At 44.2% G+C, this 25,880-nt stretch carries 23 protein-coding genes; 10 read left to right on the forward strand and 13 right to left on the reverse strand.

Annotated elements, in window-relative coordinates; all coding sequences use genetic code 11:
- Window positions 1-38: 38 nt before the first annotated feature.
- Window positions 39-1,160 (forward strand): NAD(P)/FAD-dependent oxidoreductase, encoded by a 1,122-nt coding sequence (locus QGN29_RS01800; protein ID WP_310798947.1) that lies wholly within the window; start codon window positions 39-41, stop codon window positions 1,158-1,160.
- Here the strand turns inward: QGN29_RS01800 and QGN29_RS01805 are convergent, their stop codons facing one another.
- Window positions 1,161-1,370 (reverse strand): YqaE/Pmp3 family membrane protein, encoded by a 210-nt coding sequence (locus tag QGN29_RS01805; protein WP_310798948.1) that lies wholly within the window; start codon window positions 1,368-1,370, stop codon window positions 1,161-1,163.
- Between the two features lie 205 nt (window positions 1,371-1,575).
- Between QGN29_RS01805 and QGN29_RS01810 the strand changes: the two genes are divergently transcribed.
- Both QGN29_RS01810 and QGN29_RS01815 read left to right on the forward strand, forming a co-directional pair.
- Window positions 1,576-2,325, forward strand: a complete 750-nt coding sequence (locus QGN29_RS01810) for a hypothetical protein (RefSeq protein WP_310798949.1) — start codon at window positions 1,576-1,578, stop codon at window positions 2,323-2,325.
- 74 nt (window positions 2,326-2,399) lie between these two features.
- Entirely contained in the window at window positions 2,400-4,049 is a 1,650-nt protein-coding gene (locus QGN29_RS01815; protein ID WP_310798950.1) for an FAD-binding protein, read from the forward strand.
- Window positions 4,050-4,107: 58 nt separating this feature from the next.
- Here QGN29_RS01815 and QGN29_RS01820 read toward each other — a convergent pair whose 3' ends face one another.
- The 4 genes from QGN29_RS01820 to glk all read right to left on the reverse strand — a co-directional run bounded on the left by QGN29_RS01820 (window position 4,108) and on the right by glk (window position 11,448).
- Window positions 4,108-5,388 (reverse strand): metal-dependent hydrolase family protein, encoded by a 1,281-nt coding sequence (locus tag QGN29_RS01820; RefSeq protein WP_310798951.1) that lies wholly within the window; start codon window positions 5,386-5,388, stop codon window positions 4,108-4,110.
- 348 nt (window positions 5,389-5,736) lie between these two features.
- On the reverse strand, window positions 5,737-7,230 hold the full coding sequence (locus QGN29_RS01825; protein WP_310798952.1) for a tryptophan halogenase family protein: 1,494 nt from the start codon (window positions 7,228-7,230) through the stop codon (window positions 5,737-5,739).
- Window positions 7,231-7,328: 98 nt separating this feature from the next.
- Window positions 7,329-10,076: a TonB-dependent receptor gene (locus QGN29_RS01830; RefSeq protein WP_310798953.1), complete on the reverse strand. Its 2,748-nt coding sequence runs from the start codon at window positions 10,074-10,076 to the stop codon at window positions 7,329-7,331.
- A gap of 412 nt (window positions 10,077-10,488) precedes the next feature.
- A complete protein-coding gene (glk, locus tag QGN29_RS01835) occupies window positions 10,489-11,448 on the reverse strand; it encodes a glucokinase (protein ID WP_310798954.1) in 960 nt (319 codons plus the stop codon).
- A 228-nt stretch (window positions 11,449-11,676) separates the two neighbouring features.
- On the opposite strand from glk, the gene QGN29_RS01840 reads away from it, so the two are divergent.
- Window positions 11,677-12,690 (forward strand): LacI family DNA-binding transcriptional regulator, encoded by a 1,014-nt coding sequence (locus QGN29_RS01840; protein ID WP_310798955.1) that lies wholly within the window; start codon window positions 11,677-11,679, stop codon window positions 12,688-12,690.
- Between the two features lie 36 nt (window positions 12,691-12,726).
- On the opposite strand, the gene QGN29_RS01845 is transcribed toward QGN29_RS01840, so the two are convergent.
- Entirely contained in the window at window positions 12,727-14,193 is a 1,467-nt protein-coding gene (locus tag QGN29_RS01845) for an MFS transporter (protein ID WP_310798956.1), read from the reverse strand.
- A 523-nt stretch (window positions 14,194-14,716) separates the two neighbouring features.
- Here QGN29_RS01845 and QGN29_RS01850 point away from each other — a divergent pair.
- Entirely contained in the window at window positions 14,717-15,895 is a 1,179-nt protein-coding gene (locus QGN29_RS01850; RefSeq protein WP_310798957.1) for an acyl-CoA dehydrogenase, read from the forward strand.
- A gap of 37 nt (window positions 15,896-15,932) precedes the next feature.
- Here the strand turns inward: QGN29_RS01850 and QGN29_RS01855 are convergent, their stop codons facing one another.
- The 4 genes from QGN29_RS01855 to QGN29_RS01870 all read right to left on the reverse strand — a co-directional run bounded on the left by QGN29_RS01855 (window position 15,933) and on the right by QGN29_RS01870 (window position 20,263).
- The gene (locus QGN29_RS01855; RefSeq protein WP_310798958.1) at window positions 15,933-16,427 is read right to left on the reverse strand and encodes a glycine zipper domain-containing protein; all 495 of its coding nucleotides are present in this window, start codon (window positions 16,425-16,427) and stop codon (window positions 15,933-15,935) included.
- A 46-nt stretch (window positions 16,428-16,473) separates the two neighbouring features.
- The gene (locus tag QGN29_RS01860) at window positions 16,474-18,705 is read right to left on the reverse strand and encodes a TonB-dependent receptor (protein ID WP_310798959.1); all 2,232 of its coding nucleotides are present in this window, start codon (window positions 18,703-18,705) and stop codon (window positions 16,474-16,476) included.
- A 74-nt stretch (window positions 18,706-18,779) separates the two neighbouring features.
- A complete protein-coding gene (locus tag QGN29_RS01865; RefSeq protein WP_310798960.1) occupies window positions 18,780-19,433 on the reverse strand; it encodes a protein-L-isoaspartate O-methyltransferase family protein in 654 nt (217 codons plus the stop codon).
- 134 nt (window positions 19,434-19,567) lie between these two features.
- Entirely contained in the window at window positions 19,568-20,263 is a 696-nt protein-coding gene (locus tag QGN29_RS01870; protein WP_310798961.1) for an SOS response-associated peptidase, read from the reverse strand.
- A gap of 60 nt (window positions 20,264-20,323) precedes the next feature.
- Here QGN29_RS01870 and QGN29_RS01875 point away from each other — a divergent pair, with 60 nt between their 5' ends.
- From QGN29_RS01875 to QGN29_RS01885, 3 genes are read left to right on the forward strand one after another with little or no spacing between them, the layout of a single operon-like run.
- Window positions 20,324-20,758, forward strand: a complete 435-nt coding sequence (locus QGN29_RS01875; RefSeq protein ID WP_310798962.1) for an NUDIX hydrolase — start codon at window positions 20,324-20,326, stop codon at window positions 20,756-20,758.
- Between the two features lies 1 nt (window position 20,759).
- A complete protein-coding gene (locus QGN29_RS01880; RefSeq protein ID WP_310798963.1) occupies window positions 20,760-20,897 on the forward strand; it encodes a hypothetical protein in 138 nt (45 codons plus the stop codon).
- Window positions 20,898-20,912: 15 nt separating this feature from the next.
- Complete coding sequence (locus QGN29_RS01885; RefSeq protein WP_310798964.1) at window positions 20,913-21,152, forward strand: DUF2842 domain-containing protein; 240 nt, start codon at window positions 20,913-20,915, stop codon at window positions 21,150-21,152.
- A 49-nt stretch (window positions 21,153-21,201) separates the two neighbouring features.
- Here QGN29_RS01885 and QGN29_RS01890 read toward each other — a convergent pair whose 3' ends face one another.
- Both QGN29_RS01890 and QGN29_RS01895 read right to left on the reverse strand, forming a co-directional pair.
- Window positions 21,202-22,827, reverse strand: coding sequence for a long-chain fatty acid--CoA ligase (locus QGN29_RS01890; RefSeq protein ID WP_310798965.1), 1,626 nt, complete (start codon window positions 22,825-22,827; stop codon window positions 21,202-21,204).
- 106 nt (window positions 22,828-22,933) lie between these two features.
- A complete protein-coding gene (locus QGN29_RS01895) occupies window positions 22,934-23,359 on the reverse strand; it encodes a hypothetical protein (RefSeq protein WP_310798966.1) in 426 nt (141 codons plus the stop codon).
- Between the two features lie 10 nt (window positions 23,360-23,369).
- On the opposite strand from QGN29_RS01895, the gene QGN29_RS01900 reads away from it, so the two are divergent.
- Together QGN29_RS01900 and rpoH are read left to right on the forward strand one after the other, a co-directional pair.
- A complete protein-coding gene (locus tag QGN29_RS01900) occupies window positions 23,370-24,392 on the forward strand; it encodes an RluA family pseudouridine synthase (RefSeq protein ID WP_310798967.1) in 1,023 nt (340 codons plus the stop codon).
- A gap of 60 nt (window positions 24,393-24,452) precedes the next feature.
- On the forward strand, window positions 24,453-25,322 hold the full coding sequence (gene rpoH, locus QGN29_RS01905; RefSeq protein WP_310798968.1) for an RNA polymerase sigma factor RpoH: 870 nt from the start codon (window positions 24,453-24,455) through the stop codon (window positions 25,320-25,322).
- 48 nt (window positions 25,323-25,370) lie between these two features.
- On the opposite strand, the gene QGN29_RS01910 is transcribed toward rpoH, so the two are convergent.
- On the reverse strand, window positions 25,371-25,868 hold the full coding sequence (locus QGN29_RS01910) for a hypothetical protein (RefSeq protein ID WP_310798969.1): 498 nt from the start codon (window positions 25,866-25,868) through the stop codon (window positions 25,371-25,373).
- Window positions 25,869-25,880: the final 12 nt, after the last annotated feature.

Consider the following 25,880-nt stretch of genomic DNA (forward strand, 5'->3'; position numbering starts at 1 on the left):
TTTCCAACTCTTATTAGAAGAAAATCAAGAGTAGCAGTGTGAAGACAGACTTTTTAATCATTGGCGGCGGCATAGCAGGGGCGTCCATTGGCTATCATTTAGCTGAGACTCATTCGGTTATAATTCTCGAGATGGAAGATCAGCCAGGATATCACACCACAGGAAGAAGCGCTGCCTTTTATGCTGAAAGTTATGGGGGCCCTTCTATCCGCCCACTCACTTCAGCTTCAAAAGATTTTTTTAAATCACCCCCAAAGGACTTTTCAACTCGCCCCTTCATTGCCCCACGCGGCGCCCTGCACCTTTTCAAAGCAGAAGAGCGAGACCGAGCAGAAAAGGAGGCATTTCACGCGCAACAGCTTAATATACCCTTAAAGGTCGTCTCAAAAGAGACAGCTCAGAAAATGCATCCCCTTTTGAAGAATGCTACTTTCGATGGGGCGCTCTATGATAAAGACTGCGGCGATTTAGATGTGGCTGGCCTACATCAAGCTTATTTGCGTGGTCTTTCACAACGCGGTGGCAAAGTGATGACGCAGTGCGAACTTTTACATGCTGTGCGTGAAGACAAGGTTTGGGCAGCAGAAACCTCAATAGAGGCCATAAAAGCGGGGGTGATTGTCAATGCAGCTGGGGCTTGGGCGGACGTGATCGCAGAAAGATGTGGACTTTCACCGCTACAAATGGCCCCAAAACGAAGAACCGTCATCACTGCGAGTGTCCAAACAAGCGAGCATGAAGACTCGGCCCCTCTGGCGCTTGCGTTCAATGAAACTCTCTATTTCAAACCTGAAAGCGGAAAATATATCCTATCGCCTGAGGATGAAACACTATCAGATCCTTGTGATGCACAACCTGATCTTGAAGATATTGCCTTGGCAATCTACCGTTTTGAAGAGCTGACAGTACACAAGTTAGATCGACCCAATCATACCTGGGCTGGACTTAGAACATTTGCGCCTGATTGTGCCCCTGTCATAGGATATGATGAAACACAATCAGGCTTTTTCTGGAATGTCGGCCAAGGTGGATACGGCATTCAAACTTGTCCTGCTTGGTCAACAATCGCGGCTTCTATCGCGAAAGGCCAAGATATTCCAGAGAGCTTTAAAAACTTTGGATGTCGTGTAGATGACTATACGCCCGCGCGTCTGAGATAATTAGTATCTGTACCGATCACTGCGGCTGTAGTGTAGGTCCCGAGCCAACTCTTCATTCCGATATTGAGATAAAGAATAGACAGCCCAAATTGCCGCGATTGGCCAGCCGATGATCGTGAGCCACAAGATGGCACACATCAACCCTTGAAAGGGTCTATTGATGGTAAAAAATACCAAAGGGGGAAATATTAATGCAATTAGTAAACGCATGGCGCGCCTCCGTTCGTTCCTCTGTGTCTGTCGTAAACGGTTCATAACCGTCTCATTTTATAGGTTCTTCTGACCTTTATAAATTTTATATGGGTATCTGAGAGGCATAATTCAAGGACATACCCCGTAATCGTTTAAAATATGTGTCTTCTCAAAATAACTTATGGTAGTTTTTGAAGAATTTAAGATAAGGCAAAGGCAATCTATGTTTCAGGTACTTTCAAAATTCATGATTTTGATAACACTATTCTTGATGAGTGCGTCCCCTCTAAGGGCGGATGACCAAGAAAGCCCTCTTTTCTATATTCGTCTCGCCTCAACTGTCGCCTATATAAATTATCATCAAGACACAATCGAAGAATACCTAAGGGCACATAATGTAAAGTTTGAAACGAAAAACTACAAAAGTTTTCGCCGACTATTTCAAGACTTTGGCATCCTACGCAGCAGGACCTCTATCAAAGCTTGCTCTTCAATAATTCATGATATTAATTTACCAAAAAAGATGAATAAAATCATTGACCTGCAAACAATGCCTGTTTCTATTTTCCGAAATAAGACTTTACCTAAGGAAGTGCCCATAACAGCTTATAATACACATGTTGCTTTTGGGTATACGGCCTATAGTCATGCAAAAGACAAGAAAATCCCTCTAGTCGAACTCAGTTCCTCTGAGCAAATTATCAATCTTGTCATAACCAGAGATATCTATCAGCTTGCCATGGGAAAAGCTCTCTTTAGACAGATTCAAAATCAAACGGATAAAAAATCCCCAATTCATAATTTGATCCACCATAGTGATATCGGAAATATCAATTTCGCTTTTATCTGCAACGACAATGTATCCCAAAAAACACTTTCATCTCTCAAAAATGTCTTATCAACACAGCAGGCTCAAGCTTATATTGCCGATCGAATAGTTGTATTAAAACGAATGGAACAGGCTGAAGAGTAAGCTTTGTCTTATAGAGATATATTCCTATTGCATCCGCTGTTGCTTTGATTAATCTGGACTTCAGGGAGATCTGCATGACAAAAGCATTCTACAAATCAGATGTATGTATTATTGGGGGCGGCCTTGCTGGAATTGTTTCGGCCCTTGAAATTCTTGACGCCAAACCACATCAGAATGTCATCATATTCGATCAAGACGCAGAAAACCGTTTTGGCGGCCTCGCACTTTGGGCATTTGGAGGGATGGCTTTAGTGGATACTCCAGCCCAAGCCCGTCTGAAAATTGATGATAGTATCGAACGCGCAAAAAAAGATTGGTATAGTTTTGCTGATTTTGAAGCCACTGATCACTGGCCTCGCGCATGGGCTGATTATTATATTGAAAATTCCAATGAAAAAGTATTTCACTGGCTCAAGGAACGCGGCATCGGGTTTTTACCGGCAGTTCAATGGGTTGAGCGGGGTTTACATGACAGAGGAAATAGCGTCGCGCGGTATCATGTACTCTGGGGGACCAGTCAGTTTATGACCAAAACTCTCATACTGAGGTTAAAACCATACATAGATACTGGCCGCCTTTCCCTCTTTCACCGTCATAAGGTCGAGGGCTTCACCACGCAAAATGGTAAGATTACGGGGTGCCATGGTGGAGACCTTGCTTCAAATAAAGAATTTGAATGCGATGCTGGCGCAACAATCGTAGCAACGGGAGGGATTGGCGGAAATATCGATCAGGTTCGACGACACTGGCCCCCAGAGTGGACAGAGAAAGGGTCCCCTGCCCCGGACGTAATTTTAAATGGATGCCATCCATTCGGCGACGGCCATTTACATGATCAGACGGCTTCTCTTGGAGGGCGGGTGACCCATCTAGATAAAATGTGGAATTATGCAGCAGGTATCCCTCATCCGCAGGCCGACTTTGAAGGTCATGGCCTCTCGCTTATTCCAACGCGCACCAGCATGTGGTGCAATCATGAAGGCAAACGGATCAACGCAGGATCAATGGACCCTTCTAAGCCACCTTTAATTACTGGCTTTGACACCAATTACCTTTGTCAGCAAGTCGCCGCTCAAGAAAAACCATGGACATGGCATATTATGAATTGGGACATAGCGCGTAAGGAACTGGCAATATCAGGTGCAGAGCATAATCCCTATATTCGGGATAAAAAATTCATTACTTTTGTCTATTCAATGCTGACAGCAAGACCATGGCTTATCAAGCGCATGGCAAAAGAGAGTGATCATGTAATCACAGCGATGACTTTAGAGGAGCTCGTTCAAAAAATGAATGCGCTCACAGACCAACCTCATATTGAAGTCGAAACGCTGAAAGCAGAACTTGATCAATATGATGCCCTTCTCTCTAAAGCGCCTGGAGAAATTGAAGATCCCCAGATCCGCCTTATCAAAACCCTCAGAGAATGGTCTGGTGACAAACTGCGAACAAGCAATTTCAAAACGATACAATCATCACAATCGCTGCCTTATGTCGCAATCAAGACTTATCTGATTGCCCGCAAAACTCTGGGAGGAATCCAAACAAATCTAAAAGGGCAAGTGCTTGATTCAGCGGGCAAGCCAATGGAAGGCCTCTATGCTGTAGGGGAAGCTGCCGGCTTTGGAGGCGGCGGGGCGTCCGGAAAACGTTCTTTAGAAGGTACTTTCCTCCCTGGATGTATCTTGACTGGCCAGTCGGCTGCACGGGCTCTTTATACCTAGGCGAGAAAATAAAAAAAGCCAGCATTTAGCTGGCTTTTTCTTGGGCTGAGAAACAGCATTACTTTTTATAAATTTTGCCTGTCTTCATCACAAAATCTACATCCATCAATTCTTTAATATCATTGAGAGGACTGCCATCTGTTGCAATAATATCCGCTTGCTTACCTACTTCAATGGTCCCTAAGCTTTTTGACATGCTTATCAAATCCGCTGCATTAATTGTTGCAGTGACTAAAATGTCCATCGGAGTCATTCCCGCCTCATTCATCAAGACTGCTTCGTAAGCATTCGTACCATGTGCAGAGACGCCGCTATCTGTCCCATAAGCAACTTTAACCCCTGCTTTATAAGCTTTCGCAAAATTGCCCTTCATGTCAGTGCCCACGCGAATGGCTTTTGCTTTAATAGCAGGTGACATGAAATTCGATTTCTCGGCCATATTTTTCACCGTGTCTCCGGCAATAAGTGTCGGCACAAGATAAGCGCCGGTTTTCTTAAACCATTTGTATGCCTCTGGTCCAGCATAAGTCCCATGCTCTATGGAATGAACACCCGCCTTCAAAGCCGCGACGATACCGTCTTCCTGGTGGGCATGTGATGCAACTTTTCGGCCCATTCGTTTCGCAGCCAGAACTACTTCATCCAGCTCGTCCATTTCCATTTGTTGCCCAGTACCTGTGGCACGGTCTGTCAAAACTCCGCCCGTGGATGTAATTTTTACAAGATCTGCACCATATTTAATGGCATGCCGTGTTGCCCGACGGCAATCATAAGGCCCGTCGCAGATACGTTTTGTCGTCAGCATGTCCATCAATTCATGCTTGACGCCGCTCACATCGGCATGGCCCCCTGTAATCCCAACACCGCCAGCTGCGATGATGCGCGGACCGTCAACCCATCCATAATTTATTGCATCGCGCAGAGCGTACATATGCTGAGGGTTATTGCCAACATCTCTCACCGTGGTGAAACCCGCCATTAATGTTTTCATGCCATGGTGGATTGATTTCATGCTGGATAACTCGTCGGACATTTTCAAGGCTTCACTATCATTCTTTGGACCTAGTTCACCCTGCAAATGCACGTGCATATCCATCAACCCTGGCATTACAAAACTATCTTTTAAATCAATGATTTTAGCACCGTCCTCTGTATGATAGCCTGCCTTGACCGCACTAATTTTTCCGTCCTTTATGACGACAGACTGTTTTTCAAGAGCTGGCTTACCAGGCACTGCTAATAATTTTCCTGCATGAATGATTTTCGTCTCTGCCAAAGCCGTCATTGATACGCTTGCAGAAAGCGCCGCAATGGCTGCTATTTTAAATAATGATCTCATGTCTTTTCTCCCTCAAGTTGCACTTAGTTTGACTGAGGTAAGTGTACGGGTCAAGAAATAGATAGTTTGACCGTTCTTAAAAAGGCTCTTAGTTGAAAATTTTTCGCGAGCGCACAAAAAATAAGACGCCAAAAGCTTCTTATGCTTTTGACGTCTCTTGTATGGGGCGCCCTTGCCTTTTTTTGAGGGAAGAATTCGAGCTCTGTTCTGTTTTTCTTCCAGAGCTTTAGCAGCTAAATTCCTGATTTTGATCTCAGGAGCACTGCCTTTAATTTTTGCAGTCATTTTCTCATCTCCTTTTGAGGAGCAGAGCTATACCAGATTAAGATGCAAAACGATAGCCTCAGATTAAAGGCTATTTAAGAATTGCTTATGGGTTGGTAATTGTTGTGCTGCCCGTTCCATAATTACATTGAGGTTTTGTAGATATTCAGCACTTTCTTCCACAGTGACTTGGTCTGCAATCGGATTGTGATAGTTAGGTATAATGCCCTGACCTACCATCACTTGAAGCCAGCCTTCACCCGTGAATAATTCATTATCTTCTCTGTAGACAAAACCGTTATGCTTAAAACTCTCAATGCGCTGCTGTAGGGAGTGTGGCACGTCCATCGTTCTTACATAGTTCCAAAACTCGCTATCGTCTCGCTCAGTCACATGATAATGAAGGATAATAAAATCTCGAATTCTTTCATATTCGAAATCCATTCGATTATTATAGTCTCTCGCATTGAGACTGCAATCTTGCGACGAGGGGAAATGCATCACTAAATTTGTAATCCCCATTTGGACCAAATGAATACTGGTACTTTCTAAAGGTTCAATAAACCCACTGGCTAAACCAATAGATATGACATTTTTATCCCAAATTTTTGACCGCTTACCGGCCGTAAATTTAAGCTGCATTGGATCCTTGAGTGCTTCACCTTCAAGATTGTTCATTAAAATTTCTGCCGCTGTCTCATCCGTCATGAAAGCACTGGCATAAACATGACCATTGCCTGTGCGATGCTGCAAAGGGATGCGCCACTGCCACCCGGCGCTATGAGCAATAGACTGCGTATAAGGCCTATAAGGCGAATTATCGTTACTACACGGAACTGCATAAGCCCGATCACATGGCAGCCATTTCGACCAATCTTCATACCCAGAATTGAGTGCCCCATTAATCAACAGCGCTCGAAACCCTGAGCAATCAATAAAAAGATCAGCCTCAATTTTCGTCCCATTTTCAAGCTCTACACTTGTCACACAGCCAGATTCGCTATCTTGATGGACGGCGACAATTTTACCTTCTGTGCGAACAACTCCCTTATCCTCAGAATAGTGACGTAGGAATTTTGCATACAATCCAGCATCAAAATGAAAAGCCCATGAGAGCCCATCCAAAGGTGTATTCTTGATTTTGGTTACAGGAGCAAATTTATTGGCTTGAGCCGCAATGTTATTAAACGAATAGGACGACAAATCTTTAGCTTTGCCCTCTTTCAGGCATTTTTGCCAATAAACATGAAAGGGGGTAATCCCAATTTTGCGCCCCACATAACCAAACCCATGAAGATAACTATCCCCTTTTTGTCCCCAGTTCTGGAATTCAATTGCGAGCTTAATACTGCCTTTTGTTGCCTTTAAAAAGTCCATCTCATCAATGCCAAGATACCCATTAAAGGATCGAATTGGAGGGATTGTCGCTTCACCAACCCCGACAGTGGAAATCGCATCGGATTCGATCAATTCAATCTCCATCGTTTTCTCAAAAGATTTAGCGAGCATTGCTGCTGACATCCATCCAGATGTACCGCCCCCGACAACAACAATTTTTTTAATTGGCTTAGCCTTCATGATTCCTCATCCCTCACTCTCATCATCCCTCAAAGAAAAACCCTGCCAGCACTATACTGACAGGGACTTGATTATAGCAAGATGTAACCATCTCATGATTACATTTTATAGGTAAAACCTAACATGAAGTTACGACCATATGTGTGGAAGTTCTTCGGTAGATTATCGTTACCATTAATGATCTGCTTGAATGGCTCGTTGGTTAGGTTAGATCCCTGAAGATAAAGGGTTACGCCTTCAAAACCTTGAGTAGACAAGTCATAGGAAACCTGCGCATCAACGATCATTTCTCCAACAGCCTCTATCTCTTCACGGCTCAGGCCAATTGCAAAAGCCTCTGCAAGGAAACTCGAACGATAGCGAGCACTCAGGCGCGCTGAGAAACCTGTGTCATTCTCATAATAAACAGTGCCGTTCACAACTTTTTCAGACAAGCCCGGCAAACGTGTTTCAACAGAATCAGGTGTTTCCTTCACATTTGATTTGGTCAGAGAAGCACTGCCTATGAAACCAAAGTCTTTCAGGTTTTCACTAAAGGTAGAGAATGGCAATGACAGAGAGGCCTCAAGACCATAAATCTTACCGCTTCCCCCATTTTCAGGCTGAGAGATCAACCCAAGATTAGTCCACGGGGCACCATCAAGTGTTGTATCGATTTGATCTAGGAAGGGACTGAAGTCATACTCAGTACTTTGATTATAGTGAAAGTTATCTAGCTTTTTATAGAAACCGGCCAAGGCAACATAACCACCTTCATCAAAGTAATGCTCATAGCCAAGGTCGAACTGCCAGCTCATCCATGGACGAAGATATGGGTTACCCCCACCGCCGCTCCAAGGAGAATTTCTAAGATCACCCGTATTATTATCAGCGTTACCACCAAAATAGTTAATACTGCGTGTCGCATTCATCTGATCCATGCGAGCACGAGCCATTACTCGTGCCACACCAAGGCGCACTTTTCCTGCTTCACTCACTTCAAAAGACAAGTTCATGCTTGGAAGAACTTTCCAGTATTTATCGCCTTCTGTGATTAAATTTGGACCTGTTGGCTCAACTTGAGTACCTGTAGAAGATTGATCTGTATGAACAACATGTAACCCAACATTACCAGTCACAGGCGTATCGCCTAAAGTGGCATCAACATTTGCCATCACATAAGCATTGAACACTTTTTCATTCACAGACCAATCGTTGGTCAATGCGTTAATTTCATTCTCAGGAGAGAAGAAGTAAACACCACTGTCTACCAACGCACGTGCATCATAGCTAAAGCTATCCCCTAAACCCATGAAGCCTAGAGATGTTGGTTCTAAAAGATACTCTGAAGGCACAGAAACGACATTTGGATAATCATTCAATGTAAGGAAAAAGCCATCACGTGTGTGCTCTTTGCTGCGATCACTGTAGCGAATTCCATATTCAATAGAATTAATCGGACCATCAAGCTGTTGAACTGCTGCCAATTTAATCGCAGCCATATCATCTTTCGATGTTTCCTGGTTTCTGAAGCCATCTTGACTATCACACTGCCAGCCTAGTGCCTCTGTACAAAGAGGACCACCCCAACCAAGATTATCACCTAGACCCCATACATTAGGATCTGCAAAATCAAGGTTAGAAGAGAATACTGCACCATTTTCGCCAGTCATGGCATATCCAACGTCACTGCCAGGTCCAGACTGACCTCGGCCATTTGAAGCATAAGTCTCATAAGCGGCGAAATTCCGTTTTGCCTCAGAATAACTCACATCTAATTCGAAACTCAAATCATCGGATGCATCATATTCGACGTTAAAGCCTGCAGCGAACGTTTCAACTTTACGATCAGAAAAGTCATTACGGGCCATTGTATGCAGGCCTTGCATGATGCCTTCAGTCACAACACCGTCTTCTACTGAAATAATGTCGATGCTATCTTTTGTATAGCCAGCAATTTCTTGACCACGAAGTGTTTGCTCGTCGTCAAACTTTGAGTACATCACGTCTAAGCGGAACCGCACATCGTCTGTGGCTTTAACTTCTACAACACCCAGAAGTCCATCACGGGTAAGTTCGTTAGACTTTACATAAGGCTTGGCACCATCAAGGAACAATCCAGAATCACCATCGGCATCTGTTTGCTCTGAATATCCCCAGTAGTGAATATATTGTTCTTGAATAGGCTGAACCATGCGTGAATAGCCAAGAGCATATCCGACTGTTCCGTCTTCATTCTGACCAATATAAGCGATATTGCCTCTATACCCTTTGCTTGACGTCCCAGAATTTAAGGCGCCTTTATCACTCAGTTCACCGCGAAGACCCACGACAAATTGTGGCTCATCATAAGCCAGTGGACGAACAGTCTGCATATCGACTGTACCGCCAATAGCCTGAGATGTCAGGGTAGCATCAGGTGTTTTATAAACAGTCGCGCCAGTTATCAATTCAGAAGGGAATTGATCATACTCAACACCACGGTTATTATCCGAAGACACAAGCTCACGTCCATTCAACGTTGTTGTTGTAAAGTCTGGAGCAAGGCCGCGAATAGAAATTTTATTGGCACGTCCATCAAAACGCTGAGCCGCCAGACCAGGCAACCGAGCAAGAGATTCACCGATAGACGCATCTGGCAATTTACCAATATCTTCTGCTGAAATAGCTTCGACAATTGAGGAGCTATTTCTTTTCTTCGCTACAGAATTGCGAATAGACGCCCGAATACCTGTAACTGTAATTTCTTCTAGATTTTCTTCATCTGTATCCTGCGCCACAGTCGTCGCAGGTGATACAAGAAGTGCGAGTGTTGTTGCAGCACTTGTCAACAATCTTGCACGATACCGATTCAATTCAAGATCCATTTGGTTTCCCTCCCTTATGGATTATGATAAAAACAAAGGGAGAAAGCCCTTTTTTCAATCAAAAAGGCACCCTCCCACTCTTAACGCTCTTCGAATATTGCAATTTTATGTAAACTTGTCAAATACATCTTACAATATCACCGTAGAACTGTCACATATAAGTCACAATAAATTAGTCATAAATGTTGATATACAGGGCTTTGTTGAATAAATTCTATGCAAGGAAATCGCGTACCTAGCCCGAACATTCTTTGAAATTATTTATGCAAATGTTTGCAAATTTGCATTTTATGGAATATTTAACATCAAATTAGCGAATCAAAAGTGGTCGAACAATGGGTCAAAATAAACCCCGCCACAAAAAAAGCCGGGCAGAGGCCCAGCTTGATGAAATCCAAAAAGAGAAAATGTGTTATGCGACGGCCGCCCCGATCAAGGCTGCATTTGGGGAAACAATTAAATTTACAGGCACATCCTCCAGATATCCTCGCATAGGTCCCTTTGAGACAAACCGGCTGGCCAAGTCACTCTTATCTAATAAAGCGACAATCTTTGGCAAAATACCACCCCCAAAAAACACACCGCCCCGCCCGCCATGGGCAAGCACCATATCCCCAGCGATACTTCCTAAAATTGAGAGAAAGACCTGAACCGCCCTTTGACAAGAAGGCTCCGAACCATCGATAGCTGCCGCACTAATTTCTGCAGGGCGTAATTCAGCATTGCCGCTACCGGCATAATCAACAAGAAAGCGATGAATACGCTGAAGCCCCGCACCACTCATTAACGTTTCTACAGAGACATGCTCGTCTTCTCTGCGTAAATATTGGCAAAGGTCCTCTTCCAACTTCGTCACAGGAGCATATGAAACATGCCCTCCTTCAGTAGAAATAACGTGGAACTTTCCATCTACCTTCAATAGCTGCGCTACTCCAAAGCCTGTCCCTGGACCCATGACGCTGATGGGCGCCCCTTCAACAGGTGTCCCGCCTTTTATAGACATGGTGTGAGGCTCTGTTAGGTAACCGGCTGCGTAGGCCAATGCACCAAAGTCATTCAAAAAACCCATCTCCGACAAAGAGAGAGTTGATTTGATTTGAGAGGCATCCTCATGCCAATCCAGATTTGTTAGATGCCCCGTTTGGCCGCAAGTTGGTCCTGCAATCGCGATTTTTGCTGACAAGCCTTTTGGCAAACCTGCCTCTTCGATGAAAGCCCCAATCATTGGCGACAGCCCCGCAAAGTCAGCACTAAGATACGTATGCATCTCACCGATAACAGGCATGGGCGAACCCTGATTAAAAGTTGCCAAAGCCAAGCGACCATTGGTGCCGCCGATATCCCCTACGATTACTGATTTTTGACTAGTCACGGTTAAAGCCTTTAAATTCGCGCGTAAACTCTTTAACTTTGATTGACTGATTCAGGGGCCAATCTAGAAGTCTGCACTATATTTAACACAGAAGTGCCCTTCTTCTATATATAATTGACAGCGCTGTCAATTATATTGACGACCGCCCCTCTTATCCTCTAAAGTGGTCCATAAGAATGAGGCAAGCTTCGCCGAAAAAACAAAATAAGATCAAAGGCCCATGTTTATATGACAAAAGCTATCATTGATGATGTTGCTAACTTAGCTGGGGTTTCCATCAAAACAGTCTCACGGGTGATGAATAAAGAACCGAACGTGCGCGCAACAACACGCGAGAAAGTCCTTAAGGCTGCTGATGAATTAAACTACAAGCCAAACCAATCCGCAAGAGGCTTGGCCGGCAACAAAACCTATCTTATTGCGTTGCTGTATGACAACCCTGGCCCAAGCTATATGGCAAACATCCAAACTGGTATTCTAGAAACTTGTGAAGCACAGGGTTATGGCATGGTTTTAAAACCTGTCACATGTGAAGGGGAAGTGCCTTTGCTTGAACAAGTCTTAGACTTTATGGCTCACTCGCGAGTAGATGGTCTCATCTTAACTCCTCCGGTCTGTGATGATGTTATTTTCAAAAGCCTCCTTACAGAGAAAAACATTCCTTATGTTTCTGTGGCACCGCCAGATCGCGGTGACAAATTAGCTGTCCTTATTGATGATCGCCGTGCTGCAGCTGAAATGACTGATCACCTCATCGATCTTGGCCATAAGAAAATTGCCTTCATCAAAGGTGACCCTGCTCATGGCGCTGGCAAACTAAGATATAATGGTTTTGTCGATGCAATGAAAAAATCGAACCTTCCCATAGAGTCAGATCTTATTGAAGAAGGCATGTTCACCTTTGACTCTGGGATCAGAGCAGCCGAGAATTATCTAAACTTAGATCCAATGCCAACCGCTATTTTCTCTGCCAATGACGAGATGGCTTCAGGCGTCATGCAAAAATTATCAGAAAAAGGCTATCACATCCCCAAAGACATCTCAGTGGTTGGATTTGATGACACACCAATATCGCGGCAAATCTGGCCCCCGATGACCACTGTTCATCAACCCGTCCGCTCCATGGGGCGCCTAGCCTGCGAAATCCTTCTTCATGCTGTCAATAACCGTGAAGGGGAACGAACACTAGAAATCCCATTCAATATGGAATTTAGAAAAAGCAGTGGCACTTTGCCCGCGTAAGCCACCAACTCTTTTCTCATCAAGTAACGGGGCTCTTTACTGGGTTTTGCCTGAAGGGGCCGTCGACGAACCAAGAGGCTTTACCTGCGTCCACGCGATGGTAGACAAACCTAGCGAAAGTGTTGCGATGGCAAAAATAATGTTTTTATCAGCAACACTAGAGATCAACACACCGATTGCTAAAGAAGATAGCAACTGCGGCAAGACTACTGCAAGGTTAAATAATCCCATAAAGGTACCCATTAAAGTTCCGTCAACACGCTGAGACATAATAGCGAAAGGCAAACTAATAATTGCTGCCCAACCAACCCCACAGATGGCCATAAAGAAGTAAATGGCATAGACAGAATCTGCCAAACCCCATATGCCAGCATATCCAAGTGTCATGACAAAGAGACAAGCTGTATGTACACGTACGCGGCCAAATTTCTGAGAAAGAGGCTCAAGCAGAATGGCCGGTAATAAAGCAGAGACTGCACTTAGGACCAAAAAGGCAATATCAATCACCTGCCCGACACTGTCATCAGAAAGCGTTGGAAATTTAAAATCTAAATAGGCAAACATATAAACAAACATGGTTTGCACGCCAATCCAACTAAAGGAATGTGCTGCAAGAACCTTCTTAAAACCTAAAAGAGATGGTTTATCAACTTGGTCTACAGGCTCTTTTTTAAGCAATGTATCTGCCATTAAATAGACTGTTGCCAGACCAAAGATTATTTCCGGCCAATAGTGATTTGGCGCCTCAGATACATGAATGCCATTGATCAATTTATCACCAAGTATATAGACATTATATGCAAGCAAGGACCACAGCGGTCTAATGGCAAGCATAATCTGCGTAACAGAGAAGGTCTGTTTCAGATTGTTTTCTTCCTCCTCAAGACTAATCACCTCAGGTTCTTGGATAAAGAAAGGCGGAAGGAGAGAACAGACGAGAACAAGAACAACTCCAAAATAAATGAGAAACTCTTTCCCGAAATAAGCCCCTATTGCATAGGCCATCACCCCAAAGGTGCCCGAGACAGTCTGCATCCAAGTATATCCTCGCGTTCGCTCTGGCCCGTCTGGAGTCACATCTGCAATAATCGACCGAGTGGGATTGAAACTAACATTAATCGATAAATCCAAAAATAATGTAGTCACGATGGCAACCCCCAAGATACCTTCGATACCTAATTTATCAGTGATGACATCGAGATTAGGCAGAGCGAAAAGCATTAATGTTGCTAGAACGCCGCCGATGAGCATGAAGGGTCTACGACGACCACCCCAAAACCAGACTTTATCACTAATAACGCCGATAATAACCTGCCCTAAGATACCCGCAATAGGCCCTCCAGCCCATACGAGGCCGACTTCATGCACCTCAAGGCCATATTTAGCACTCATAATCCAGCTCAATGCTGCTATCTGAACAGACAAGGCAAAACCCATTGCTGTCGCAGGCAAACTCAGCAGCATATAGAATGGTGTCTTAAGGTTTTTTTGAATTTTCAGCATTTTTCCTACACTCCCATACAGATGAACAAGCATCCTCTTCTCTTACCACAAGTCATAGCAGAGAAAATTAAACCGTCAACATTTGCTCAGAACAGGTAAGCAATGCAGCGATTAGGGAAAAAAGGGGAAATGAAATATAATTTCAATTTCCTTATGTGTTCGGTATTAAAGCTGTCTTAAAAACGGGGGTCCCATCCCATTAATAAGAATCTGGCAGGAGGTATATGCGCCAGCATGATACAGCTCAATACCGAACCAAAGGAAGAGAGAACAGAAATAACCCTGTTCATCTAAGGATAAAGATACCACAAATGACAGCGCTGTCAATAATTAAATTCATAATTTTATTTGTATTTTTTTGCACTCCTTTTTACCCGAAGAATTCTTACCTCTTCTGAGCCACCGAACTGAACCGCAGAGAGCGCTATACTAACTTTATGAGAAAAGCTCTTTTATTCTGCCGTAAAATAAGTACATTGAGCCCAAGGGTGAGTTTCAGGCAGATGCCTTACGGGAGAGAGAAATGACTTCAGATACGGGTTTCCATTGGGATGATCCTTTCTTATTACATGAGCAATTAACTGAAGAAGAACGATTAATTGCCAAAAGTGCCGCTGATTATTCACAAGATAAATTAATGCCCCGCATTCTCATGGCGAATCGTCATGAAGAATTCGATAAGTCCGTTATGACAGAGATGGGTGCACAAGGGTTCCTTGGATGCACTATTCCAGAAGAATATGGCTGTGCCGGCGTCAATCATGTTGCTTATGGCCTTATCGCCCGCGAAGTAGAAAGAGTGGACAGTGGGTATCGCTCCATGATGAGTGTTCAGAGCTCTCTTGTGATGCATCCAATTTTTGCCTTTGGTAGCGAAGAACAACGGCAAAAATATTTGCCTAAACTTGCAACAGCTGAGCTGATTGGATGTTTTGGATTAACTGAGCCTGATTATGGTTCAGATCCTGGATCAATGATTACGCGGGCCGAAAAAGTTGAGGGCGGATACCGCGTTACAGGAGCAAAGATGTGGATCACTAATTCTCCTGTGGCAGATATCGCAGTGGTCTGGGCTAAGCTGGACGATGTGATCCGAGGGTTCATTCTTGAACGCGGTATGGAAGGGTTTTCTACTCCCAAAATTGAAGGTAAAATGTCGCTTCGTGCCTCTATTACTGGAGAATTGGTCATGGATAATGTTTTTGTACCAGAGGAAAATATGCTCCCAAATGCACGAGGCTTATCTGGACCCTTTGGGTGCCTCAATAAAGCGCGCTATGGCATCGCATGGGGCGCCATGGGTGCAGCAGAATTTTGCTGGCATGCAGGCCGAAGTTATACACTCGAGCGGAAACAGTTTGGCCGCCCATTAGCACAAACTCAACTGGTGCAAAAAAAACTAGCCGATATGCAGACTGAAATCGCCTTAGGCCTACAAGGGGCACTTAGGGCCGGGAGAATGATGGATGACGGAAAGTGTGAACCTCCTATCATTTCGCTTATGAAACGAAATAATTGTGGCAAGGCCTTGGATATAGCAAGAGTAAGTAGAGACATGCACGGTGGAAATGGCATAGCTGATGAATTTCATGTGATCCGCCATCTCATGAACTTAGAAACTGTCAACACCTATGAGGGCACACATGACATTCATGCGCTCATCTTGGGACGCGCTCAAACTGGCCTTCAGGCCTTTTTCTAGTCGCTAAACATAAAGTGAACCAGGCAGGATTAGATCTCTAATCCTGCTTTTTCTTTTTCTGATACTCAAGCACCCATTGATCTACTTTGGCTTGAGGTAGGAGATTTGCGCGCTCCATTGAAAAAGAGCGAGAGGGCTGAGCTTTCAAAAGAAGAATACTAGAATGATCATCGACTTGATCTACCAGAAGATATCCCGTCATTCCACCTGCTATGCCGCCAATGACAGCTCCCTTAACGTCATCTCCGTCACCTGCGACAATCATACCTGCAGCTGCACCTAATAATGTTCCCCAAACCTTTCCTTTATGTTTTCCATAAAGACGGCTTCGCTCAGCCTGCATATGCTGCAGCTTTTCTAAATCACCATAATAATAACTTTTCCCAAAGTGGGGATAGTGATCAAATCCAGGGCCTAAAGTGGGATGGTAGGCACGATCTTGTGCTGAAGCGACTGCTGAAAAAATGCTCAGCAAAAGGGCTGAAAAAGCAGTCACAATAATAAGTTTATGATGTTTTGGGTTCTTATCCATAGTCCTACCTTTATGATAGGACTATGGCGACTTTATGGTCAGCCTTCTAAAATGCTACTGACAGGCTGAGGCGAATGTCACGGCCAGGCTGAGGTAAGACATCTTTAAGAACGCTTGTATGCTGTCTCGCCTCTTCATCAAATAGGTTCATCGCTTTTAGATTAAGCGAAATATCCCTATCCTCAAATGGACGGTAGCTCACGAAAGCATTCACTAGTGTATAGCCTTCAGTGCGTAATTCATCTTCAGCCACTTTATTTTGGTCGCCAGCCATATCTGCTTCAACTCGGAATGACCAAACATCGGACTTGGCTTCCAATCCAATAGACCCAGAGAGCGGCGGAATTTTAGGCAAATTCTTATTGTCTACTGATGCTTCACGTTTGAATCGCACATAATCGACTTGACCATGAAGGTGAATATCAAAGCCGTTGATTTCGCCAAGATCGTATCCGACCTCCCATTCCATGCCTTTCATTGTTACATCACGTTGGAAATAGGCAAACAATGGAAGTTCATCAACTTCGCGGTCTAGAGGGTTTTCATAGATGAACCCATCATAATATGTATAAAAAGCATTAAACTGGGTGTAGACAGCTTCATCATCAAAACGAAGCGTAAATTCACCGCCTGTTGCTTGCTCTTTATCAAAGTTTGGATTGCCAAGCTCAAAACTATTCGTTGCAAGGTGAGGACCATTTGAAAAGAGCTCTTCTAAAGACGGGGCACGCTCAGTACGGTGGAGAGTAAGCCCAGTGAAAAGTCCTTCAGTAACATCATAGCCTGCTGTTGCCGAGATCGAAAAAGCATCGAAGGAAAGGTCATTGTTTGCAAAGGCTGCAAAGCGTGTATCCGTCACAGAATTAGAGATATTATATGTTGAATGCTCATACCGCGCACCGATGTCAAAGCGCCAATCACCCCTAGAGTATTCCTTTACGGTAAACAAACCGAGCTGATTTGCTTCAACAGCTGGAATAAAGGCTTCTGCGCCAATAGCTTCGAAATCTCTGGTTCTATAGCTGAGACCTGAAGACCCAGTGATTGTGTCACTAAATTTTTCGGTTGTTGAGAGGCGGAACTTCATTGCTTCATTAGTGAAGACAGTCCCAATTTCATCGCCTTCAAGTTCAATATGCTCGTAGTCAGCGTAGGCAAAGCGGAAATCTAAAGCGGTAAGCCAAGAGGAGTCTAGACTTAGAGAGCCCATCATATCAAAACGAATTTGATCAAGGTCGATCCTGATGTCTTCTTCACCGTGCTCGTCGTGGTCATCCACGTGATCATCATCGTGATCATCCCCGTGATCATCCCCGTGATCATCGCCGTGATCCTCTTCGTGATGTTCGTGGCCAATTGGCAAGCCGTAATTCGTATTCAGAAGCTTAACATTGAACCCAATAAATCCTTTATACGTCACATAGGAAAGGCCAAAAGAGCCTGCTTTTTTAGTGAGAGAAGAATTATCAACCTTACCAAACATCTCTTCGCCGCGATCTTCATCATGGTCATCATCGTGATCATCGTCGTGATCATCGTCGTGGTCATCGTCGTGGTCATCATGGCCTTCTGCGTCATGTAGAATTTCAGATTCGGCATATCCAGGAATTCTGAAATTCCCTAAATCACTTGCACTGGCGTCTACGTAAAAAACAAGAGCCTCATCACCTGATTCCCATAAATTACCAGTCAGGCGCGCGGACCCTTCAACACCCCGTGAATTTGATCGATATCCAAGTGTCGCTGAGCCGCTTAGGCCTTCAGCAGCACGCATTGGAATACGGCCATCAAAAACATTCACAAGGCCTCCCGCCGCAGAACTTCCATAAGCAAGGATTGAAGTGCCGCGGATTATTTCAATTCGCTCAGCTGTCGCTGGATCAATCGCTACACCGTGATCTGGGCTTGTCGACGATGCATCCATTGCGCCCATACCACTATCAAGCATCATCACCCGATTACCACCAAGTCCGCGAATAATCGGCCGAGAAGATCCCGGACCATAGAATGTTGAGGTCACGCCAGGAAGGTGTCTCAGTGTTTCGCCCAGTGACGAATCAATCGATCGTGTGAGTTCGTCCCGTGATAAAATCGTTATATTGCCTACAGTTTCACCGATTTTTCGATTCTTATAGACACTAGAAACAACGATTTCTTCAAGGTCCTTGCCGTCAAAGTCTAAGAGTTCACTTTCAGATGCTTGCGCAACATTCCCCGCTAAAAGGAATCCCGCTGTCGATCCTAAAAGTATGTTTTTATTGTATTTTTTGCTATTCATTTCACTGAGTCCTGCATGTTAATATGCTACCATTAAGCTAATAATGATATGATATAACATATTCATTCAAGGATTCAAGCGGCAATCGGCTTTAAGGGTACAAAATTCACTCGACATAGATCACGCGTAACGATCGTGCCGTCATTTAATTTATGAATGAGAGTAAGAAGCTGTGAAGAGGATGTGTCACCGATTGGGATCACCATTCGGCCGCCAGGTTTTAGAAATTGTAATAGGTGATTTGGCAGCTGAGGACAGGAAGCGGTAACACTGATAGCATCAAACAAACCGAGGCTTGTCATAGACAGAGCATTCCCCGTTATGACCTCTATAGACTGAGATGGGAAATTAGCTTCAAGGGTCTCACGGGACAGATCAGCCAGTGTCGTCTCAAGCTCTATGGAAAGAACATCATGACAGAGATAGGATAAGACAGTAGCAGCATAGCCACTCCCACATCCAATTTCCAACACACGATCTAATGGCGATAAGGATAAAACATCAGCCATTAAGGCAACAATATAGGGCCGTGAAAGAGTTTGGTCACACCCAATAGGGATGGCAACATCAGAATAGGCTTCAGAGGCATCTTCTGGAGGGACAAATAAATGCCGCTGTACTTTCCCCATCACATCAAGAATTTCCAGGCGACTAATTCCGCGTTCCCGCAGCTGCTTTTCAACCATCAACTGGCGCATACTTTTATATGGGTCAAACCCCTCAATCATAAAGTCTCATCCTCTTTTTATAAGCCCATCATGAAGGAAACAGCTTAATTCCAAGACGGAAAAATTAAATATACCTCACGAAGTCAGCGATTTTTATCTATTTTGCTAAAATGAGTAAGGCCTAAAGAGAATTTTCAAAAAAGACTGCCTTGCATTTCTTCTTCTGGTGGATCAATACAACTTGAATCGTCAAAGCGCGCAGAATTGACCCGACTACTGACGGGCCGCATGTCAAAGTCCGTTTCCGGCAAGAATGTAAGAGAGTCCCAAAAATTTCTCGGCAGCGGGTCCTCTGGCTTAAGCCAACGCTGATAACTCTCAGGCGAAACAACAAGAGGTTTACGATGGTGGACTGCTTTGAGAGGGCCTTGGGCTTCTGCCGTAATAAAGGCTGTTGTTTCTAGCCAGTGCTCACCCTCTTGACCATGCCATACTGCCCAAAGCCCCGCAAAGGCATGAACAGCACCGTTTCGCGGTGTTATATAATAGGGTTGTTTGCGCCCCTTAACAGTTTTCCATTCATACCACCCATTAAATGGCACAAGACAGCGTGTTCGACGTAAGGGACTTTTAAAGGAGGCTTTTTCTTCTACGGTCTCGACCCTTGCATTAATCAGTGGCCGGTCTTTGCGGCCCTCCTTAGACCATTCAGGCACAAGCCCCCATTCAAGAGCTGCTAATTCTCTCTTGCCTCTAGGCGTACTACGTACAGACAAAATTGGCTGGGTCGGGGCGACATTATAGCGCTCAGGAATTGCAGAATGTGCGTATACGCCAAAAGCTTCAGCGATTTCTTCTTCCGTCGCCGTTAAGCTAAATCGACCACACATATTCTTTCTTCCTCTTTTCAAGATATACTCTATGTATAAGAGCTAAGGAGCACAATTGGAATGACTAATTCAACTGAACGTAGACCAACAGCTGCAGTGGGTGTTGTGGTCTTTCGAGATAAGGATGTCCTTTTAATTCAACGGGGAAAAGAACCGAACAAAGGGTCTTGGTCTATCCCTGGCGGGCGCCAAGAATGGGGGGAGACAGTTCAAGACAGCGCGAGGCGTGAAATCAAGGAAGAAACTAATATCTCACTAAAAGACCTGACACTTTTGGATGCTCTCGACCTCATCGAACGAGATATAAATCATCAGGTGACACGTCATTACACCTTGATAGATTTTTATGCCTTTGCTGAAGATGATAGCCGGCCCATACCAGGGGATGACGCTGTCAATGCAGAATTTGTTCCATTGCCTGAGGCACTAGAGCGTGTTAAGTGGGAAGAAACAAAACGTATCATATCACTCGCTGCGGAAAAAGTCGGATTATGAAATGACAGAAGTGCCTCAAAAAATGACTGTGAAGGGCCACTTAAAAGTGATTGGCATTGCCGTACTTTTTTCGACAATTGTTTATTCTGCAGTGAAAATCATCTATCAGATCGCTGAGCACTTCGGTCTAAACGGTTAGAAAAGAGTAGCCCTTATGGAAGATCCATACCAAACAGATGCACGGCCTAGTTTCCGAAATTTGATCGGGGTCTTCATTCTTATTTTTGGTCTAATGCTCTATGCTTTCGGCGCGGCAGCTATTGGTGACTGGCTTGAAGAAAGGAAGGTCTGGCTATGGGTGCAAATGGCCTATTATCTCTTTGCAGGCATTCTATGGCTCTTCCCTGCACGTTACCTGTTTAAATGGCTTGGAAAAGGCAGGACGCCCAACTAGAAAAGCCCGCATAAGCGGGCTTTCATGATCTTGCTAACTTAATCCCTTATCACTCTGGGAAAGTGTAATCTTTAAAGGTTTCCCTTAAATCTTTCTTGCTAATTTTACCTGTGGCCGTATGTGGCAAATCATCGACGATCTCCAAGCCATTAGGCAACCACCATTTAGCGACTTTATCAGCCAAATAATCGTTTAATTCCTCAAGGGTAATACCAGCGCCTTCATTTAGCACAACGATCATCAGAGGCCTTTCTTCCCATTTAGGATGATAGCGTCCAATGACCCCAGCCTCTAGAATTGCAGGATGTCCAATGGCTTCATTTTCAAGGTCAATGGAACTGATCCATTCACCTCCCGATTTAATAACATCTTTAGAACGATCTGTAATTTGCATGAAACCATATTTATCGATATTCGCCATATCGCCTGTATCAAACCATTCATCCTTCTCTGTGGCATCATCTGACTCGCTCTTATAATAAGACTTCACAACCCATGGCCCACGTACCATCAGGCGGCCAGCACTTTCGCCGTCTCTTGGCAACTCATTACCATCATCGTCCATAATCGTCATTTCAATGCCAATAACACCGCGGCCTTGCTTACATTGGAGATCAATAAGGTCTTCACCTTCCAACTCCATCGTGGCTGCATTCGGAGTTCCTAAAGTTCCAAGAGGACTCAGCTCAGTCATTCCCCAAGCATGAGCAACCCAAATGCCGTATTTCTCTTTAAACGTCTTTATCATCGAGCGTGGACAAGCTGATCCACCAATAACAACACTTTCTAGTTTTCCGAAATCTAGTCCATTGCTCTCTACATGAGATAGCATGGGGGTCCACACCGAGGGGACAGCAGCCGTATGTGTGACTTCTTCGTCAATCATCAATTTATGGAGTGTCTGAGGGTCATGATGCGGGCCATTAAAGACAATCTTTGCGCCCCCAGCCGCCGCAGCATATGGTATTCCCCAACTGTTGGCGTGGAACATGGGGACAACCGGAAGAATGGTATCCCGTGAGCCCATGTCAAAACAATCTTTCGATAGAGTCGCCATCGTATGTAGATAATTAGATCTATGCGAATATAATACCCCTTTTGGGTTGCCTGTCGTCCCTGATGTATAGCAAAGACCACAGGCGGTTTTTTCATCAAACTCAGGCCAGATGTAATCACCGTCTTCCTCGGCTAACAAATCTTCGTAACAAACAACATTCTCAAGGGATGTTTCTGGCATATGCTTACGGCCAACCATAACCACAAATTTTTCTACGGTTTTTAAGTGATCTTTTACCGCCTCAATTAGCGGAATGAACTGAATGTCAAGAAAGAGAACCTTATCTTCGGCATGGTTCATAATATAGATAAGTTGCTCAGGGAAAAGGCGCGGATTGATAGTGTGAGCGACAGCTCCCATTCCTGAAATTCCATACCAACATTCCATATGACGATGAGAGTTCCAGGCTAGGGTCCCGATACAGTCTCCTAGTGAAACGCCCATTTTTTCTAAGGCTTGAGCTAATTTTTTTGCACGGAAATTCACCTCAGAATAATTTGTTCTGATCTGACCACCTTCAGGCAGCATCCCGACAATCTCACGTTGACCGTGATTGATATCCGCGAACTGAATAAATTTAGAAACTAAAAGCTCTGACTGCTGCATTAACCCATGCATAACTACCTCCTGACAATATTAAATTCTCCACTCCTAGTTAACTATAAGCGGAGTTGAAACTATTTCAATAATGTTAAAAGGAAAATTATTATTTCTCTGAATGTCGCTACTTAATATGAACAGACGACAAGAGGCGCCCCGTTTCAAGATCAATCACTTGGATCAATGTCTCATTGCCTTTTTTATAAGACACTGTCATTCGCATACCCGACACATCTGCCTGATGAAAAGACATCCCTTCTGGCTTTGAAATTTCAATGAAAGATTGATATGAAGTAGGAAGCGATTTTTCACTAGTCCCTATAACTGACGAAGAAACGGACCCTTTTTCCTCACTCATGATTGGTTTATCTTGGTCAGATCCCGATAGAACTTCCATAGATTTCATGGCAATGAGGACAATCATTCCTAAAATTGCGATCCCCATGAAAAGGACCAAAAGCTTTAATCCCACATGGCCTTTGGTCATTTCTTGAACATCCAGCTCTTCTTGATCTGGATTTTTAGTGACATTCTCTTCATTCATCGTCATAACAGTCTCCATGACTGATCAAATTACAATACTCATCCCCAGTGACCTTAAAGGCCAGCGCTTGGACAAAGTGATTTCTGATCTTGTTCCAGACATTTCACGCTCTCGGCTTAAAAGTTTAATCAAGGATGGTCAAGTTGCTTTTTCAAATGGCCGCCGAGTAAAAAGTCCCTCTCAGAAGGTTCATGATGGGGACAAATATATCCTCTCGGTGCCAGAGGCGGAAGATCCCTTGCCCCTGGCGGAAGATATTCCCTTGGATATAGTCTATGAGGATGCTGATCTCATTGTCGTGAATAAACCCGCTGGCATGGTTGTTCATCCTGCTCCGGGTAGCCCTAAGTCAACATTGGTTAATGCCTTACTACACCACTGTGCCGGCAGTCTATCCGGCATTGGCGGTGTTAAACGGCCTGGCATCGTGCATCGTATCGATAAAGAAACTTCAGGCTTGCTTGTCATGGCCAAACACGACAAGGCTCATAATGGCCTTGCAAAACAATTTGCCGATCATTCCATCGATCGGCTATATTCTGCTTTTTGCCGCGGAGAGCCAAAAGAGCTCAATGCCCGTATAGAAGGTAACATCGGTCGCCATCCTGGCGATAGAAAGAAGATGGCTGTTGTCTCTGAGCTTGACGGGAGATGGGCAGCAACACATTTCAGAGCACTGGACTATTATATGAGCGGCAACAAAACAGTCGCAACTCACATAGAATGTAAACTTGAGACGGGCCGCACCCACCAAGTTCGTGTTCATATGAATAATATTGGACACCCTCTTATTGGAGACCCTGTTTATGGCAATCTGGGCAAATTCCCTTCAACGACAGGTCAAATGGTGCGCAGTGCTTTAATGGGGTTTAAACGACAGGCTTTGCATGCGCGTAGTCTCGGATTCATCCATCCAATTTCTGGCGCCCCCTTGAAATTTGAAACTGAACTCCCATCTGATATGAAAGACTTGATCGATGCCCTTTCAAGCCATGGAAAAGTATTTCCTGCTGACAGTAAGCCCTTTGATCAATCTTAATAATTTAATAAAACTTCGATAATTATAAGAATAGATCAATCTAAGACAGTCAGGGACATCATGAGTACGACACCATCAAATTTACCCACCCTTTCGCCCGAAGGCAGCTTGAATCAGTATTTACAAGAAATTCGTAAATTCCCTATGCTAGAAGCAGATCAGGAATATATGCTAGCAAAAAGCTGGGTTGATCACGGAGACAGAGAAAGTGCACACAAGCTTGTGACCAGTCACCTAAGGCTTGTGGCAAAACTTGCCATGGGTTATCGGGGATATGGCTTAAACGTCTCAGATTTGATTGCTGAAGGCAACGTTGGCATGATGCAAGCTGTAAAAAAGTTTGATCCTGAAAAAGGCTTTCGACTTTCGACCTATGCCATGTGGTGGATTAAAGCGGCCATTCAGGAATATATCCTGCGTAGTTGGTCTCTTGTGAAAATAGGAACAACTGCTGCTCAGAAGAAATTATTCTTCAATCTACGACGCCTTAAGGGGAAAATTAAAGCCCTTGATAGCGGCGACATGCAGCCAGATCACGTCTCAAAAATTGCCACAGAACTTAATGTATCTGAAGATGAAGTTGTGGATATGAATCGCCGTATGTCTACCGGTGACCAATCCCTGAACGCCCCTATGCGAGTTGACGGAGAAGGGGAATGGCTTGACTGGTTGGTAGATGATAATCCAACCCAGGAAACTGTTTATGCTGAAGAAGAAGAGCTAGACTCACGGCGTAAAATGTTACTAGAAGCTATGGGGGACCTTAATGACCGCGAAAAACATATTCTGACAGAAAGACGCTTATCTGAGGACCCGAGCACCTTAGAACAATTGTCACAGGAATATGGCATCAGCCGAGAACGCGTTCGTCAGATTGAGGTGAGAGCCTTTGAAAAGGTTCAAAAATCTATCCATGCGATGGCATCTTAATTTCAATCAACGATTTAGGTGGGCAAGAAAGTTTTCCCACCTATTAGGCTACCGACTTCTCTTCGGCGTAATAAACTGAGGCTTTTCCTCAACCTGCTTTTCAACTAACACTTCGTTGCCCCACTCTTCAGCGAGCGACTGCCGTTGTTTCACAAGAGAAGAGACTTTTCTATTGTTGTTCGATTGAATAATATAGGTAGCCACATGGGGCGCTACGTATAGCAGCATATAGCCAAAGCCAGCGAGACCCCATATAATGAGAAAGGTTACTGGCTGCCAGGCCACTGATTCAAAAGTATAAATATCAGTAAAAGCCATTTTTATATACGGAATGATCCCTGTAAAATTCAAAAGAGCGACTGTCAATGTCCTGTGCATCTTCCACACGTCAGACCCATTAAAAAGGGCAGTAACAGTAGGAAGAATACTGAGGAAAACAAAAATCCCAAGATCATTATTATAAAGCATTAACCCACCGATCATTAACCCCATTATGATCAAGAGAGCGACAGTACCTTCATTATTTTTTCTTTTCTTCGCTGCCATTTTCTGTCTCTT

The organism is Temperatibacter marinus, assembly GCF_031598375.1.
Taxonomy (GTDB): Bacteria; Pseudomonadota; Alphaproteobacteria; order Sphingomonadales; family Kordiimonadaceae; genus Temperatibacter; species Temperatibacter marinus.